The following is a 16300-nucleotide window of genomic DNA, read 5'->3' as shown; positions in this document are numbered from 1 at the left end:
AAACACGCAGACAATCCGTTCAAGGGCTTGTCGGGTGTGATCGCGTTGAGCAATCTAAGGAGAACTCGGACCATGTTCGAAAATGCCCAAGAAGTGCTGGATTATATCCAGAACGAAGACGTCGTATTTGTCGACATCCGCTTCACCGATCTGCCTGGGGTACAGCAGCACTTCAACCTCCCGGCGAAGTCCGTCGACGACGACTTCTTCGTGGACGGACAGCTCTTCGACGGGTCGTCCATCCGCGGATTCCAAGGAATCGCGGAGTCGGACATGCAGCTCATCCCGGACCCGAAGTCGGCATTCGTCGACCCGTTCCGGGTCGAGAAGACTTTGGTCCTGACCTGCTCGATCGTCAACCCCCGCACCGGGGAGCCCTACCACCGCGATCCGCGCGGCGTGGCCGAGAGGGCCGAGGCCTACCTGAGCTCGACCGGAATTGCCGATATCGCCAATTTCGCCTCCGAGGCGGAATTCTTCATCTTTGAGGACGTGCGATACCAGGTCTCCCCCGAGCACACGTTCTTCCGGGTGGACTCCGACGAGGCCCCGTGGAACAGCGGTCGCAAGGAAGAAGGCGGAAACCTCGGCAATAAGACGCTGACCAAGGGCGGGTACTTCCCCGTTGCACCGCAGGATAAGCAGGCGGATCTGCGTGACGCGATTTCCGTGACCCTGGACGAGGTCGGCCTCGAGGTCGAACGCTCCCACCACGAGGTGGGTGCCGCCGGGCAGGCCGAGATCAATTACAAGTACAACACCATGACCTTGGCGGCTGACGATCTGCTCAAGTTCAAGTACATCGTCAAGAACGTCGCCGACGCCTTCGGCAAGTCGGCGACCTTCATGCCGAAGCCGGTCTTCGGCGACAACGGCTCGGGCATGCACTGCCACCAGTCGCTGTGGAAGGGCAGCGAACCGCTGTTCTTCGACGAGCGCGGTTACGCTAACCTCTCCGACCTGGCCCGCTGGTACATCGGCGGCCTGCTGGAGCACTCCTCGTCCGTGTTGGCCTTCACGAACCCGACGGTCAATTCCTACCGCCGCCTCGTCAAGGGCTTCGAGGCCCCCGTGAACATGGTGTACTCGCAGGGCAACCGTTCGGCCGGCATCCGCATCCCGATCACCGGCTCCAACCCGAAGGCGAAGCGCCTCGAGTTCCGGGCGCCCGACCCTTCCTGCAACCCTTACCTTGCCTTCGCCGCTCAGCTCATGGCAGGCCTGGACGGTATCCGCAACCGCATCGAACCGCCGGAGCCGATCGACAAGGACCTTTACGAGCTTCCGCCGGAAGAGGCGAAGGACATCAAGACGGCACCGGCCTCGTTGAGCGAGGCCCTGGAGGCGCTGGAACAGGATCACGAATTCCTGCTCGCCGGCGACGTGTTCACCGAAGACCTCATCGAAACCTGGATCTCGTACAAGCGCGAATTTGAGCTCGCGCCTCTCGCCGAGGTTCCGCATCCCCTCGAATTCCAGCTCTACTACGGGGTGTAGGTCTTAGAGACCTCATCGGCCCGATCCAGCGGGGGTGGCGCGTCAGCGTCCACCCCCGCTGTTGTGCTATGCCCAGGGGCCTCCTCGACGTCTCCGGGCGGATGCTACGACGGCTCGTCGGGGTTAGTCGAAGACGAATGCCGTCCTGAGTCGCTCCGATTCCTCGAAGAAACCGTGGATCCGGGCTCGGTCGCCATCGGTCAATACCTCACCGGCGGTCGAGTCGAAACGAAATTCAAGGGGTACGCCCGGCGTATAGAACAGCACGATCGTCCCGCCGTGGTTTGGCGCCTTGATCGTGATTAATTCCTGGGAATGCTTGGCAAGATGTAAGACTTGCTCGCGAAGCTGCGCGAGGTGGCGGTCGCCCATGATGATGGTCGTTGTGTTGTAGATCAATGTGCCCATAATCTCATCCAATCACGGACCCACCGGCAAAACCGCCGCGCGCGGCACTATCCCCGGACGCCGTTCTGCCGACGGTCGTCGGTCGAGAAGCCGTGACCGGCCATCCACTCGTCGTTGTAAATTTTGCTCAGGTAGCCGCGGCCATGATCCGGGAGGAGCACGACGACCACATCATCCGGTCCCAGGCCCCGCGCCGTGCGTAGCGCAGCGACCATGGCCATGCCGCTCGATCCGCCGACGAAAAGCCCTTCCTCGCGCGCCAACCGACGCGTCATGGCGAAAGACTCTGCGTCCGAAACCCTCTCGTAGCGGTCCACGGAGGTCGGGTCGAAGGTCTCCGGCAGGAAGTCTTCCCCGACTCCCTCGACGAGAAACCCGTGGGGGTCTTCCCCTTCTCCCGCCGAATAGATGGACCCCTCCGGATCGGCCCCCACCACGGTGGTCCGGCCGTTCGAGACCTCGTGCAGATAGCGGCCCGTCCCGGAGATCGTGCCGCCGGTTCCGATGCCCGCCACAAAATGCGTCACTCGCCCGTCGGTGTCCCTCCAGATCTCGGGCCCCGTGGTCTCGTAGTGCGCCAAGGGACCGTTCTGGTTAGCGAATTGATTCGGTTTGAAAGCCCCGGGAATTTCCTCGGCGAGACGGTCCGACACACCGTAATAGGATCGAGGATCCTCGGGCGCCACGTCCGTGGGCGTGATGACGACCTCCGCCCCATACGCCCGAAGAACGTCGACCTTTTCACCGGCGAATTTATCCGGCACCACAAAGATCATGCGATAACCGCGTCGTTGAGCCACCAGCGCCAAGCCGACGCCGGTATTTCCGCTCGTCGGTTCCACGATGGTGCCCCCGGGCTTGAGGTGGCCCGCGCGTTCGGCCGCGTCGACGATCCGTTCCGCGATCCTGTCTTTGACGGACCCTCCAGGATTCACGTACTCGACCTTGGCAAGAATGGTCGGTTTGAGCCCTTCGGCCACGTGATGCATCTGGACCAGCGGCGTGCCACCAACAAGGTCGGAAATATGGGACGCGTAGCGCACTAAGAATCCTTTCGGACGGAGTGACGTGAGGACGGAAGCGGACGGATCCCGCTCACTCGAGGTGACGATAGAACAGTTTCTCGAAGACCGCCCGGGCATGCCTGGTCACCCGGAGGTAGTCCTCCTCCAACTCGGAAGCGCTCCCCGGTTCGTAGCCGCACCACCGAGCAACGGCCTCGAGATCTTTGCGGGCGCCGGGCAGCGAGTCCGAAGCCCTGCCGTTCCTCAAGACGTTGGCCCCACGAATCCTCGTGGCGAGTTTCCACGCGGACTCGAGTATCCCGGCGTCTTCGGCATCGACGAATCCGAGCTTAACCGCCTCCTCGAGCGCCCTCAGCGTGCTCGTGGTCTTCAACGACGGATTTTCATGTGCGTGAAGCAATTGAATCAGCTGGACGAGCCACTCGATATCGCTCAGCCCTCCACGCCCGAGCTTGACCTGGCGATCCGGATCCGCCCCCTTGGGCATGCGCTCCGACTCTACCCTGGCCTTGACCCTCTGGATTTGCCGAACCTTGTCATCCGGGAAGTCTTTGGGGTAACGATAGGGATCGATCAGGCGCATAAACCGCTCGGCGACCTCGGAGGATCCCGCCAAAGGCCGCGCCCGCAGGAGCGCCTGAAATTCCCAGGTATCCGCCCACCGCTCGTAGTATTCGGCGAAGGAGTCGAGGGTACGGACCATGGGCCCGGATTTTCCCTCGGGGCGAAGATCCGTGTCGATCTCCAAGACCTTTTCCGCCCGGATGGCCGGCTTCATGGGAGCCTTGAGCAATTGCATGGTCCGGTTCACCAAGGCATTGGCCTGCGACACGGCGCGGGACTCCTCGGCGCCCTCGCGCGGCTGGTGGACGTACATGACATCGGCATCCGATCCGTAGCCGATTTCCTCGCCGCCCTGCCGGCCCATGCCGATGATCACCACATCGGTCAGAACGGGTTCGCCCTTCTCCTGATAGAGCTCACGCTCCGCGGCGTGGAGCGCCCCCAAGATCGTTGCCTGATCAACGTCCGAGAGACCCTTCATGATCTCTTCCATGCCGATCACCCCGGAGGTTTCCCCCAGGGCAATACGCAAGATCTCGCGCCGTCGGCTCAGCCGAATCATCCGTATCGCGGACAGCGCGTCCGGATGGCGAGACATCTTCGATTGAATCTCGGTCCACAGCTCCTCAAAGGTGATGGGCCGCAGTTTGTCGTCCCGATCCAGCCAGGAGATGGACTCCGGCTCATCTTCCAGAAGGTCCGTGATGAACCGAGAGCTCGAGAGGATCGCGCAGAGGCGCTCGGCCGCGGCTTGGGAGTCGCGCAGCATGCGCAGATACCACTGCGTCTGCCCGAGGGATTCCGAGACGCGTCGAAAGCCCAAGAGCCCTGCGTCGGGGTCGACCCCGGCGGCGAACCAGCCCAGCAAAACCGGGAGGATGGTGCGTTGGATCTCCGCTCGCCGCGACACACCCTTTGTCAGGGCCTCGATGTGCCTCATGGCCCCACGAGGGTCCAGGTAGCCCAGGGCAGCCAGACGATCTTGAGCGGCCTCGGGCGTGAGGGCGACGTCGTCCGGGGACAGCTGGGAGACCGCCGCCAAGAGCGGTCGGAAGAATAGTTTCTCGTGCAGGCCGCGAACGGTGCGTTGGGATCGCTTCCACCGGGACAGTAATTCCGCCGGGGATGCCTTGCTCACGTCCGTCAGACCTCGCATTCCGCGCATGACTGTGGCCTGCTCGGCTTCCTTGACGGGCATGAGGTGCGTCCGCCGGAGATGAAGCAATTGAACGCGGTGCTCCAGCGTACGAAGCCACCGATACTCGTGGTCGAGCTGTGAGGCCGGCCCGCGCCCCACGTAGGAACGCTCACGAAGGGCCTCCAGGGCCGCCGTGGTGGATCTCTGCCGGACCTGGTCGTCGGTTCTCCCGTGGACCAGTTGCAATAACTGCACGGTGAATTCGACATCGCGCAGGCCGCCGGGGCCCAATTTGATCTGCCGGTCGCGCTCACCCGGTGGAATATTGTTGGTCACTCGCCCGCGCATGCCCTGCACCGAGTCGACAAATTTGTCGCGACCCGAAGCCTCCCAGATACGGGGCGTGATCACCTCCATATACGCCTCACCGATGTGTGCCGCCCCGGCGATCGGGCGGGCCTTGAGGAGGGCTTGAAACTCCCAGTTCTCGGCCCAACGCTCGTAATATCGCCGGTGCGAATCGACGGTGCGAACCAAGGGGCCGTCCTTGCCTTCGGGGCGCAGGTTCGCGTCGATCTCCCAGAGGCCCGGCTCGGGGCCGACCCCGTAGATGACCGGCGTCATGGCCTTCACCAGGTCGGTGCCCACCCGGATCATGGTCTCTTCATCGGGGCGCCCATCCGCCCCGGCGGATGATTCCTCCGAGGGGCCGACCGCGTAGATGACGTCGACATCGGAAATATAGTTGAGCTCTCGCGCACCGCACTTGCCCATGCCGATCACCGAAATGTCGACGGCGGCCGACTCGGGACTCTCCCGGAAGCACTCGGCCCGGGCCACGGCCAGGGCCCCGTCGATGGCAGCTCCGGCGAGATCGGCGAGCGCGGCCCCGACCTTCGGCAGGTCGGCCACGGGATCGTCGGCCGTCAGATCGGCCAGGGCGATGCGCGTCAACAGGTCGCGATACGTGATTCGGACGGCGGCTTTGGCCTCGTCCCCCGTGAGCGTTGCCACGGGCCGATTCACGTCGGGATCGGCGCCGACGGCTTGAAGGAAGGCACGGCGGAAATCGCGGGCGAGGTAGGAGTCTTCCGGGGACGGTAGCGGTTCGGGCTCCTGATCGAAGATCACCATGTGATCGGTGTGGCCCCGGAGGAACTCCCCGAGCGCCTCCGAGGCACCCACCACGCGATAGAAACCGGCCGCCTCCGCCCCGCGCTCGATGTACCGAGCGATCGTCGGATCCTCGGAGAGCATCCACACGATCGACTTGAGGGCAAGATCGGGTGACGGGCTGAGGGTCAGACCCTCGAGCAGGCGTCGTTGGTCGACGCCCTCGAGCTCACGGGACTCCAGCCACCGGTTGGCCCCGGTGAGATCGTTGAACCCCACCGCGGCCAGATGCCTTTTCGCCTCGTGGCCGGCCTTCTTGGGACGTTCGGTGTTCTCCCCCATGGATCTACAGGAGGCCCAGGTTGTACTTCAGCTCGTACGGAGTGACCTCCATGCGATACGCCGTCCAGTCATCCTGCTTATTCCGCAGGAACTGGTTGAAGACCGTCTCGCCCAAGGTTTCGGCCATGAACTCGGAGTCTTCGGTCTGACGGATCGCATCATGCAGAGACGAGGGAAGAGGGTCGTGCCCCAGGCTCCGCCGCTCGGTCGCGGTCATCGACGCGACGTCGTCGTCCTCGGCGTCGGGCAACTCGTATTCGTTTTCGATCCCCTTGAGCCCGGCGGCAAGAATCACGGCGTATCCGAGATACGGATTGACCGCCGAGTCCACGCCGCGGTACTCGATGCGCGCCGACTGCATCTTGTTGGGCTTATACAGGGGGACCCTGACGAGGGCCGATCGGTTGTTATGCCCCCACGAGAGGTAACTGGGCGCTTCGCCGCCGCCCCACAGGCGCTTGTACGAATTGACGAATTGGTTGGTGACCGAGGTGAACTCGGGGGCGTGCCGCAGGACTCCGGCGATGAAGTGCCGGGCGGTTTGCGACAGCTGATATTCCGCTCCCGCCTCAAAGAATGCGTTGGTGTCGCCTTCAAACAGCGAGAAATGCGTGTGCATCCCGGAGCCCGGGAATTCCGTGAACGGCTTCGGCATGAAGGTCGCGTAGATCCCCTGCGAAAAGGCGACCTCTTTGATGACCGACCGGAAGGTCATGATGTTATCCGCGGTCTGCAACGCATCGGCATGTCGGAGATCTATCTCATTTTGTCCCGGGCCGCCTTCGTGATGGCTGAATTCCACGGAAATGCCGACCGACTCGAGCATCGTGACCGCACGACGGCGGAAGTCCTGGACCACGCCGCCGTACACGTGGTCGAAGTAGCCTTCGCGGTCCACGGGCTCGGGGTGCCCTTCGGCGTTCAGTTCCTGGGACTTGAGCAGGTAGAACTCGATCTCCGGGGAGGTGTAGCAGGTGAACCCCATGTCTCCGGCTTTCGCGAGGATCCGCTTCAGGACCCCTCGGGAGTCGGCGGTGCTGGGCTCTCCGTCGGGGGTGAGGATGTCGCAGAACATCCGGGATGTCGGTTCGGTCTCTCCCCGCCAGGGCAACAGCTGGAAAGTTGACGGGTCCGGCTGAAGCAGCATGTCCGATTCGTGCACGCGGGACAGGCCCTCGATCGACGAGCCGTCGAATCCCAGGCCCTCTTCGAAGACGGTCTCCACCTCGGCCGGCGCGAGGGCCACCGATTTCAGCGTTCCCACCACATCGGTGAACCACATCCGGACGAACCGCACATCTCGTTCCTCGATGGTGCGAAGGACAAATTCTTGCTGCCGGTCCATGACTCTCCTTGGCGGTCGGTGCCCTCGATCGTGTGCGTCACCAACTCTATCCTGCGCATCGATTCAGGCAGAGGCTCGCCGGCGACATTGTGGACGGACATTCTGCCGGTGGGGGCGTCCTAGTAGTCTGAGTGCATGGCTTCATACATGCAGGACAGCAATCCCCCTACTCCCGATGGAGACGATTGGCTCTCCTCGGTTCGACGCATTCGCACGACCCATCTGCAACGGTGCAAAGACCGTGGTCAGCGATTTTCGATGTTGACCTCGTATGACGCCATCACGGCGGAGATCTTCGACACCGCTGGCATTGAGGTCCTACTGATCGGCGACTCCGCGGGTAATACCGTCTACGGCTACGAGTCCACCCTTCCGGTAACCCTCGAAGAGATGATTCCCCTGACCCGGGCCGTCGCCCGTGCCGCGACGCGCGCGTTGGTGGTCGTCGATCTGCCGTTTGGGACCTACGAAGAATCCCCGTCTCAAGCCGTCGCGAGCGCGGTCCGTCTCATGAAGGAAGGCGGTGCCCACGCCGTGAAAATGGAAGGCGGGGCCTATTACGCCGAGCACGTCCGCGCCATGGTCCAGGCGGGTGTCCCCGTGATGGCCCACATCGGGTTCACCCCGCAGTCGACCAATGCGCTCGGCGGATTTCGGGTTCAGGGTCGCGAGGACGCGGCGCCCCAGCTCCTCGCGGACGCTCAGGCGCTCGAAGCGGCGGGGGCTTTCGCCGTGCTCATGGAAATGACCACCGAGGCCGCCGTTCGTGCTGTCGAGGAAGGCGTCGGCGTCCCGACCATCGGCATCGGTGCCGGCGGCTCGACGACGGGCCAGGTCTTGGTATGGCAGGACATGGTCGGGTTGACGGGCGGACGGCCCCCTCGGTTCGTCAAGCGGTACGCCGACCTGCGGTCGGTCGTCACCGAGGCAGCCACGTCATACCGGCACGACGTGCTCGACGGCAGTTTTCCCGGCGAGGAGCATGTCTTTCACGAGTGAGGAATGCGTCACCCTCGGTTAGGCGTCTCCGCGCCACGAGGCGTCCTCGGCGTCCCATGCCTCATTGCGTTCCTTGGCGTGCTGAAGGGCGTTCTCGGCCTCTCCCCTGGTCGCATACGGCCCGAGGAGCTGGCGATAGTCCGATTGTGCGCCCTGCTCGACCTCGTGGGTATACGTATTGAACCAGTACTGGGCGTGATCGCCCTCGGCGCTGTCGTTGACGTTCATGACGTGCCTCCTGTCTCGGCGATGTGTCTTAGAGTTGACTATATGTCCCGTACCAATATTTCCACGACATCCCACAACATTCCGGCCGCCGACGGGGGTGCTCCGCTCGGGGCCCTGACCCCGGGCGTCGTCGGGCCCACGCGCAAGGTTCCGGCATCGATCGAACGCCCCGAATACGTCGGGAAAGCCACGGCCCAAGAGGGCAACGGCTCCAACTTCTACACCCCGGAAGAAGTCGAGCTCATCCGCGAGTCGGGAAAGATCGCCGCGGGCGCGATCGTCGCGGCCGAAGAATACTGCGTGCCCGGGCGCACGACCGACGAGATCGATCGCGTCGTCCACGAATACATGTGTGATCACGGCGCCTACCCGTCGACTCTGGGTTACCGGAATTTCTGGAAATCCGTCTGCACGTCACTCAACGAGGTCATCTGCCACGGCATCCCGGATTCCACGGTCCTGGAAGACGGAGACATCATCAATCTCGACGTGACGGCCTATAAGAATCGGATGCACGGCGACACCAACCGGACTCTTCTGGTCGGAGAGGTCGACGAGGAGTCCCGCCTCTTGGTCGAGCGGACCGAAGAATCCCTCCGGCGAGCCATGAAGGCGGTCAAGCCGGGACGCGAGTTCAACGTCATCGGGCGCGTTATCGAAAAATACGCGGCCCGCTTCGGATACGGCGTGGTCCGCGACTTCACGGGCCACGGAGTCGGTCGAGAATTCCACTCCGGCCTGATCGTCCCTCACTACGATGCCGCCCCGGCCTACAATTCCGTCATCGAGGAAGGCATGGTCTTCACCATCGAGCCGATGCTCAACCTCGGGACCATCGAATGGGATATGTGGGACGACGACTGGACCGTCGTGACCAAGGACCGCCGCCGGAGCGCTCAGTTCGAACACACCATGCTGGTCACCGCCGATGGTGTGGACGTCTTGACGCTTCCTTAACCGCCGACGACGGCACCACACCTCAGATCATCCTCAGGAGAAACCATGTCAACTGTGTCCCCGGACCGCCCGGCCGTGGCGATTCAACAGGATCTCGATTCCGCTGACCGACTACCCGATCCCCGGCCTCACGAACTGGCCATCGGCATCGATATCGGCGGAACCGGCATTAAAGGCGGCGTCGTCGATCTGCGCACCGGCTCGCTGACCAGCGAGAGATTCCGCATCGATACGCCCCAGCCCGCGACGCCGGAGAACGTGCTTCCGGTGGTCCGTCAGATCGTCGAGGAGCTGCAGTCCCGCGACGTCGCCCCTGACCCCGACAGCGCCATCGGCGTCGACTTCCCGGCCATCGTCAAGAATGGGGTGACCTGGTCCGCGGCCAACGTCGACGAGTCGTGGATCGGCGCCGAACTGCAAAAGCTCGCCGAAGAGGCCGTGGGACGACGGGTCTACGCGGTCAACGACGCCGATGCGGCCGGATTGGCCGAAGGAATCTACGGTCAAGGCCGCAATCGGGACGGGCTGATCCTCGTGATCACCCTCGGCACCGGCATCGGCTCGGCCTTGATCCACAACGGGGTTCTCGTGCCGAATACCGAGCTCGGGCACCTCGAGATCGACGGCCACGACGCCGAGTCGCGCGCCTCCGTCCGCGCCCGCGAGCGGGAGGACCTCTCGTGGGAAAAGTACGGAAAGCGCCTCCACCGCTACTTCAGCCGGGTCGAGGCCCTCTTCTCCCCCGATCTGTTCGTCATCGGTGGCGGCGTGTCCAAGAAACCCGAGAAGTTTATGCCGTACCTCGAGGACATCGCGACCCCGATTCAGCCGGCCGCCCTGCAGAATAACGCCGGCATCGTCGGTGCCGCGCTCTGGGCCGCCGGACAGCCCGGGGAACGCGAGCACCACGATCAGGGCATCACGGCGTAGAGCCCGGGGGCCCGCCGACCCTGATCCCTCATCACGAAAAAATCCGTTCGTGGCCTCGGGGCCGCGAACGGATTTTTTTCTGACGTGAACGGTCACCGCTGGTTTCTCCGGCGGATGAGACGGTCATCGTTAAAAGGTGAACGCCGGTACCTGACGGCTTCCCCTCCGCAAGTACCGGCGACCAGTCCCTATCTAACCACAAGAATTTCGACGGGTCTAGATCAGTGTTGGTTGGTCCGGGTCCTCGGGCTCGGGAGCCGGCCGGGAACGCCGCCGAGACTTCTTCTTCGGGGCGTCCTCCTCCCCGGATTCGTCCTGCCCCTCCGCCGAGTCCTTGGAGGCCCCGGCGGCGTCTGGAGCGGCGTTGATGCCGCGCAGTGTCCTGATGGCCGTCTCGAAGTCTTCCAGCCCGTCGAAGGCCTGATACACGCTCGCGAAGCGCAAGTAGGCCACTTCGTCGAGGCGCTGCAGGGGTTCGAGGATCGCCAGGCCGACGTCGTTGGCGTCGATCTCCGCCAAACCGCGGGCCCGGATCGACTCTTCGACCTCCTGAGCGAGCAACGCAAGGTCATCTTCGCTGACGGGCCTCCCCTGACACGCCTTCCGGACCCCCGAGACGATTTTTGCCCTCTGAAAGGGTTCGGTGGCACCCGACCTCTTAATGACGTTGACCGACGTCGTTTCCAACGTGGAGAAGCGCCTGGTGCACGACGAGCATTGACGGCGTCGCCTGATCGAGGAGCCATCGTCGGCGACGCGTGAATCCACCACGCGAGAATCGGGATGTCGGCAGTACGGGCAATGCATTCAGCTCACTCCTCCGGTGGACCGACGATCGGTACGGGCCGTGATGGCCTCCCCGTGCGCCGGCAAGTCCTCCGCGTCCGCGACGGCGGTGACGTTCTCCCCGACCGCGGCCAACGCATCGGAAGAATACTCGATGATCTGCACGGCCTTCATGAACGACGTCGTGCAGAGGCCGCTGCTGTGCCTCGCGGATCCGCCGGTCGGCAGCACGTGGTTGGACCCCGCGGCGTAGTCTCCCAGGGGCACCGGGCTGTAGGGCCCCAGGAAGATGGCGCCCGCGTTCCGGATGCGACCGGCGACCGTTCCGGGATCCGCGGTCTGAATCTCCAGGTGCTCCGGGGCGTAGGCGTTGACCACGTCGATACCGTGATCCAACGAATCCGTCAGGACCACTCCGGACTGGGGGCCGCCGAGCGCCTCCAGGACGCGATCCCGGTGCTTCGTGCGAGAGACACGGCGCGCGAGATCCCGCGAGACGGCCTCGGCGAGCGCCGGAGAGTCCGTGACTAGCAGGGAACCCGCGTTGGGGTCGTGTTCGGCCTGAGACAACAGATCCGCGGCCACAAAATCGGGGTCCGCGTGGGCATCCGCCAGGACGGCGATCTCGGTGGTTCCCGCCTCGCCGTCCACGCCGACGACCGCGCGAAGTTGTCTTTTGGCCATGGCGACAAAGATGTTGCCGGGGCCCGTGATGGTGTCGACAGGTTCCATGCTTTCCTCGCCGTCGATGCCGTAGGCCATCGCGCCGAGGGCCTGAGCACCGCCGATGGCCCAGATCTCCTGGACGCCCAACAAACCGGCCGCGGCAAGGGTCGTGGGGTGGGGCAGCCCGCCAAACTCTTGTTGGGGCGGGGTGCACAGGACCACGGATTCCACGCCCGCCGCTTGGGCGGGAACGACGTTCATGACGACCGACGACGGATAGACGGCCAGTCCCCCGGGGACGTAGAGCCCCACGCGTCGGACCGGCGTCCAGCGATGCGTCAACCGCGCGCCCGGGGCCACCTCGATGCTTGCGTCCTCCGGCCGTTGCGCGGCGGCGAACGCCCGGGTCCGCTCGATCGCGACCTCGAGCCCGCGACGCACGGCAGGGTCGAGAGCGCCGAGGGCCTCCTCGACCGCGGATTCGGGAACGCGCAGGGATTCCTGGGTCACCCCGTCAAAACGCGCGGAGAGCTCGCGCAAGGCGTCGGCCCCCCGCTCACGGACATCCGCGAGGATCGAGGCGACCGAGTCTTCGGCGGACGCCAGAAACTCTCCGGTCTGGCGCGGGACGACGGAGCGAAGTTGCGCAGGGCTCAGATGCCGTCCTCGCAGGTCCAGGACGCGCATGATCGAGTCGGGCAGGGTGGTCGAGTCAGAGTCAGTCACCCAGCCAGTTTAACGCCCTTTGCCGCCACCTCGAGATTCAGCGGTTCATACTCCGATATCCGCGCCGGGCCCGGAGGTCCTCTCCAGGCATGAGGACCCGAAGAGCACCTTGAGGTCGCCGTAGAGGGCCGGGTTGGGATTCACCCGGAGCCGCGGCGAAAGCCTCATCAGGACGTCCTTGGTGCGGCACGCCAGATTGATCCTGACTTCCGCGTCCCCGCGGTGATTGATCAGGATATTCTCCAGTTCGCGCAGTGTGGATTCGGTGGCCCGGTGTTCCGGGATCGACAGGATGACCGGTCCCTTCTGGCCGTCCGCATCGATATCCGGAACCTTGAGCTCTTGGGCGCTGATGGTCACGGAACCGTCGTCACGCCGTTGGAGGCGCCCCTTGATCGTGCAGATCAGGTCCTCGGTCAGCACACCCGCGATCGGGGCGTAGACCTTGCCGAAGAACATGACCTCCATCGAGCCGGTCCGGTCCTCGAGTTCGACGCGGGCATAAGCATTTCCGCTGGTCTTGGCCACCTTCCGCTGGACCGAGGTGATCATTCCGGCGATCGTCACCACCGAGCCGTCGGGCTTGCCGTCCTCGTCCAAGAGGGACTGCACGGACGAGTCGGAGAGCTGCCCGAGGACGTCGTCGAGCCCACGGAGCGGGTGATCCGAGACGTAGAGTCCGAGCATTTCTCGCTCGAAGTTCAGCATGTCGCGGCGCTCCCACTCCGGAACGTCCGGAATGGCCACGGTGAGATCCGTCGTGGGATCCTCCTCATCGGCCCCGAACCCGCCGAACAGATCGAATTGGCCGGCCGCCTCCTGGCGCTTGACCGAAACCGTCGAGTCGATGGCTTCCTCGTGGATCAGGGAGAGGGCCCGACGCCGGTGCCCCAGGTCATCGAAGGCCCCCGCCTTAATCATCGACTCGATGGTCCGCTTATTGCAGACGACCGCGGGAACCTTCTTGAGGAAGTCGTGGAACGAGGTGAATTTTCCCTTGTCCTCACGCGTTTCGACCAGGGCTGAGACCACGTTGGCCCCCACGTTGCGCACGGCGCCCATCCCGAAGCGGATGTCGTCTCCGACTGGCGTGAAGTTCAACGCGGACTCGTTGACGTCCGGCGGGAGAACCGTGATGTTCATGTGCCGACATTCGTTGAGGTAAAGGGCCAGTTTGTCCTTGTCGTCGCCCACGGATGTCAGCAGGGCGGCCATGTATTCCTGCGGATAGTGCGCCTTCAGGTACGCGGTCCAGTAGGAGACCAATCCGTAGGCCGCCGTGTGCGCCTTGTTGAAGGCGTAGTCGGAGAACGGAAGCAGAATGTCCCACAGCGCCTTGATCGCCGCCTCGGAGTATCCGTTGTCGAGCATTCCCTGGTGGAACGTCTCGTACTGTCGGTCCAGTTCGGCCTTTTTCTTCTTGCCCATCGCGCGGCGCAGAATATCCGCCTCGCCGAGGGAGTAGCCGGCCACCTTCTGCGCGATGGCCATGACCTGCTCCTGGTAAACGATCAACCCGTAGGTCGTGTCCAGGATTTCGGCCAGCGGCTCCTCGAGCTCCGGGTGAATCGGCGTCACCTCTTGCAGGCCGTTCTTGCGCAGCGCGTAGTTGGTGTGGGAATTGGCGCCCATCGGCCCGGGCCGATACAGGGCCAGGACGGCGGAGATGTGCTCAAAGTGATCCGGTTGCATCAGCTTCAGCAGCTGACGCATGGGCCCGCCGTCGAGCTGGAACACCCCGAGCGTGTCGCCGCGGGCGAGGAGCCGATAAGATTCCTGATCGTCCGTTTCGAGGGATTCGAGGTCGAGGTCGAAGTCCCGGTTGGCTTTGATGTTCTCGATCGCGTCGGAGATGATCGTCAGGTTTCTCAACCCGAGGAAGTCCATCTTGATCAGACCGAGGCCCTCGCACGTGGGGTAATCGAACTGGGTGATCACCTGGCCGTCTTGCTCGCGACGCATGATCGGAATGACGTCGATGATGTTGTGGCTCGACATGATGACGCCGGCCGCGTGGACGCCCCATTGGCGCTTCAGGCCCTCGAGGCCTTCCGCGGTTTCGAAGACCTTGCGGGATTCCTCGTCGGAGGCCAGGACCTCGCGGAGCTCTTCGGCCTCGCCATAGCGCTTGGCGTCTTTGTTGTAGACGTCCTTCAGGGAGATGCCCTTGCCCATGACGTCCGGCGGCATGGCCTTGGTCAGCTTCTCCCCCATCGAGAACGGATAACCCAGAACTCGCGACGAGTCCTTGAGGGCCTGCTTGGCCTTGATCGTGCCGTAGGTGACGATCTGGGCGACCTTATCCTCGCCGTACTTCTCGGTCACGTAGTGAATGACCTCGGACCGGCGCCGATCATCGAAGTCGACGTCGAAGTCGGGCATGGACACACGGTCGGGGTTGAGGAACCGCTCGAAGATCAGATCGTGGTCGAGCGGATTCAGCTCGGTGATGCGCATCGCGTAGGCGACCATCGAACCGGCACCCGAGCCACGCCCCGGCCCCACCCGAATGCCGTTGTTCTTGGCCCAATTGATGAAGTCGGCGACCACGAGGAAGTAACCGGGGAAGCCCATCTGGGTGATGATGCCGACCTCGTATTCGGCCTGTCGACGCACTTCATCGGGAATGCCGTTCGGGAAGCGATAGTGCAGACCGTTTTCGACCTCTTTGACGAACCAGGATTCCTCGTTCTCGCCGGGAGGGCACGGGAAGTTCGGCATGTAGTTGGCGCTGGTGTCGAACTCGACGTTGCACCGTTCCGCGATTTCGAGGGTGTTGTCGCAGGCCTCCGGGAAATCCCGAAAAAGTTCTCGCATTTCCGCCGCGGACTTGACATAAAACTCGTCCGCGTCGAATTTGAATCGCTTGGGATCCTGAAGCGTGGAGCCCGATTGCACGCACAGAAGCGCGGCGTGGGCCTTGGCGTCCTCCGCATGGGTGTAGTGCAGATCGTTGGTCGCGACCATGGGCAGTTGGAGGTCTTTGCCCAGTCGCAGCAGATCGCTGGTGACCTGCTTTTCGATACCGAGCCCGTGATCCATGAGCTCGAGGTAGTAATTGTCCTTGCCGAAGATGTCCCGAAATTCAGCGGCGGCCTCGCGCGCCTCGTTGTACTGGCCGAGGCGCAGACGCGTCTGCACCTCACCCGAGGGGCAACCGGTGGTCGCGATGAGGCCCTTGCCGTAGGTGTTCAGTAACTCGCGGTCCATGCGGGGCTTATAGAAGTGCCCCTCCAGGGAGGCCTTCGAGGAGGCCCGGAACAGATTGTGCATGCCCTGGGTCGTCTCGGCCAAGAGGGTCATGTGCGTGTAGGCACCGCCACCGGAGACGTCGTTGCGGCCGCCGTCGCCGAATTTGACGCGCGTGCGGTCCTGCCGCGCCGTGCCAGGAGTCACGTAGGCTTCGACGCCGATGATTGGCTTGATGCCGGCATTTCGCGCCCGGTTCCAGAAGTCGAAGGCGCCGAAGAGGAACCCGTGGTCGGTCGTCGCCATGGAATCCATGCCGAGTTCGTGGGCGTGTTCGAACAGATCGTCGAGTCGCGCCGCGCCGTCCAGCATCGAGTACTCGGTGTG

Annotated in this window: 11 protein-coding genes and 1 pseudogene; 4 read left to right on the top strand and 8 right to left on the bottom strand. The window is 63.7% G+C overall.

The genetic code is table 11. From position 1 onward, the window contains the following. Positions 1–72 precede the first annotated feature (72 nt). Positions 73–1497, top strand: coding sequence for a type I glutamate--ammonia ligase (gene glnA, locus CURSPS6_RS02805; protein WP_030013980.1), 1425 nt, complete (start codon positions 73–75; stop codon positions 1495–1497). A 123-nt stretch (positions 1498–1620) separates the two neighbouring features. Here glnA (CURSPS6_RS02805) and CURSPS6_RS02800 read toward each other — a convergent pair whose 3' ends face one another. From CURSPS6_RS02800 to glnA (CURSPS6_RS02785), 4 genes are read right to left on the bottom strand one after another with little or no spacing between them, the layout of a single operon-like run. Next, on the bottom strand, positions 1621–1905 hold the full coding sequence (locus CURSPS6_RS02800; protein ID WP_030013978.1) for a hypothetical protein: 285 nt from the start codon (positions 1903–1905) through the stop codon (positions 1621–1623). Positions 1906–1952: 47 nt separating this feature from the next. Next, complete coding sequence (locus CURSPS6_RS02795; RefSeq protein ID WP_030013977.1) at positions 1953–2948, bottom strand: pyridoxal-phosphate dependent enzyme; 996 nt, start codon at positions 2946–2948, stop codon at positions 1953–1955. Between the two features lie 52 nt (positions 2949–3000). Beyond that, positions 3001–6087: a bifunctional [glutamine synthetase] adenylyltransferase/[glutamine synthetase]-adenylyl-L-tyrosine phosphorylase gene (locus tag CURSPS6_RS02790; RefSeq protein ID WP_051687567.1), complete on the bottom strand. Its 3087-nt coding sequence runs from the start codon at positions 6085–6087 to the stop codon at positions 3001–3003. A 4-nt stretch (positions 6088–6091) separates the two neighbouring features. Then, positions 6092–7432 (bottom strand): type I glutamate--ammonia ligase, encoded by a 1341-nt coding sequence (glnA, locus tag CURSPS6_RS02785; RefSeq protein WP_030013974.1) that lies wholly within the window; start codon positions 7430–7432, stop codon positions 6092–6094. Positions 7433–7567: 135 nt separating this feature from the next. Here glnA (CURSPS6_RS02785) and panB point away from each other — a divergent pair, with 135 nt between their 5' ends. After that, the gene (gene panB / locus CURSPS6_RS02780) at positions 7568–8431 is read left to right on the top strand and encodes a 3-methyl-2-oxobutanoate hydroxymethyltransferase (protein ID WP_030013973.1); all 864 of its coding nucleotides are present in this window, start codon (positions 7568–7570) and stop codon (positions 8429–8431) included. A gap of 18 nt (positions 8432–8449) precedes the next feature. Here panB and CURSPS6_RS02775 read toward each other — a convergent pair whose 3' ends face one another. Beyond that, a complete protein-coding gene (locus tag CURSPS6_RS02775) occupies positions 8450–8659 on the bottom strand; it encodes an SPOR domain-containing protein (protein ID WP_030013971.1) in 210 nt (69 codons plus the stop codon). A gap of 42 nt (positions 8660–8701) precedes the next feature. Here CURSPS6_RS02775 and map point away from each other — a divergent pair, with 42 nt between their 5' ends. Together map and ppgK are read left to right on the top strand one after the other, a co-directional pair. Further along, positions 8702–9616 carry a type I methionyl aminopeptidase gene (gene map / locus CURSPS6_RS02770; protein ID WP_051687565.1) on the top strand — a complete coding sequence of 305 codons (915 nt, stop codon included), beginning with the start codon at positions 8702–8704 and terminating at the stop codon, positions 9614–9616. Positions 9617–9661: 45 nt separating this feature from the next. Continuing rightward, on the top strand, positions 9662–10546 hold the full coding sequence (gene ppgK / locus CURSPS6_RS02765; protein ID WP_082469992.1) for a polyphosphate--glucose phosphotransferase: 885 nt from the start codon (positions 9662–9664) through the stop codon (positions 10544–10546). Positions 10547–10867: 321 nt separating this feature from the next. Here the strand turns inward: ppgK and nrdR are convergent. The 3 genes and pseudogenes from nrdR to dnaE form a co-directional block, all read right to left on the bottom strand. Then, positions 10868–11353, bottom strand: a pseudogene (nrdR, locus tag CURSPS6_RS02760) (transcriptional regulator NrdR); the annotation flags it as partial. Next, positions 11354–12685 (bottom strand): histidinol dehydrogenase, encoded by a 1332-nt coding sequence (hisD, locus tag CURSPS6_RS02755; RefSeq protein ID WP_051687805.1) that lies wholly within the window; start codon positions 12683–12685, stop codon positions 11354–11356. It abuts the pseudogene before it with no gap. Positions 12686–12769: 84 nt separating this feature from the next. Continuing rightward, on the bottom strand, positions 12770–16285 hold the full coding sequence (gene dnaE, locus CURSPS6_RS02750) for a DNA polymerase III subunit alpha (RefSeq protein ID WP_416371668.1): 3516 nt from the start codon (positions 16283–16285) through the stop codon (positions 12770–12772). Positions 16286–16300 lie beyond the last annotated feature (15 nt).

This window comes from Curtobacterium sp. S6, assembly GCF_000710345.2.
Taxonomy (GTDB): Bacteria; Actinomycetota; Actinomycetes; order Actinomycetales; family Micrococcaceae; genus Rothia.
The sequence above is the reverse complement of the archived record's forward strand: the minus strand, read 5'-3'. Positions and strand labels throughout refer to the sequence as shown.

What these genes read in the sequence shown, in the direction of transcription:
- CURSPS6_RS02775 (WP_030013971.1), bottom strand. Translation starts at nt 8,659, where the DNA reads ATGAACGTCAACGACAGCGCCGAGGGCGATCACGCCCAGTACTGGTTC.
- map (WP_051687565.1), top strand. Translation starts at nt 8,702, where the DNA reads ATGTCCCGTACCAATATTTCCACGACATCCCACAACATTCCGGCCGCC.
- hisD (WP_051687805.1), bottom strand. Translation starts at nt 12,685, where the DNA reads ATGCGCGTCCTGGACCTGCGAGGACGGCATCTGAGCCCTGCGCAACTT.
- panB (WP_030013973.1), top strand. Translation starts at nt 7,568, where the DNA reads ATGGCTTCATACATGCAGGACAGCAATCCCCCTACTCCCGATGGAGAC.
- glnA (WP_030013980.1), top strand. Translation starts at nt 73, where the DNA reads ATGTTCGAAAATGCCCAAGAAGTGCTGGATTATATCCAGAACGAAGAC.
- dnaE (WP_416371668.1), bottom strand. Translation starts at nt 16,285, where the DNA reads ATGCTGGACGGCGCGGCGCGACTCGACGATCTGTTCGAACACGCCCAC.
- ppgK (WP_082469992.1), top strand. Translation starts at nt 9,662, where the DNA reads ATGTCAACTGTGTCCCCGGACCGCCCGGCCGTGGCGATTCAACAGGAT.
- CURSPS6_RS02800 (WP_030013978.1), bottom strand. Translation starts at nt 1,905, where the DNA reads ATGGGCACATTGATCTACAACACAACGACCATCATCATGGGCGACCGC.
- CURSPS6_RS02790 (WP_051687567.1), bottom strand. Translation starts at nt 6,087, where the DNA reads ATGGGGGAGAACACCGAACGTCCCAAGAAGGCCGGCCACGAGGCGAAA.
- glnA (WP_030013974.1), bottom strand. Translation starts at nt 7,432, where the DNA reads ATGGACCGGCAGCAAGAATTTGTCCTTCGCACCATCGAGGAACGAGAT.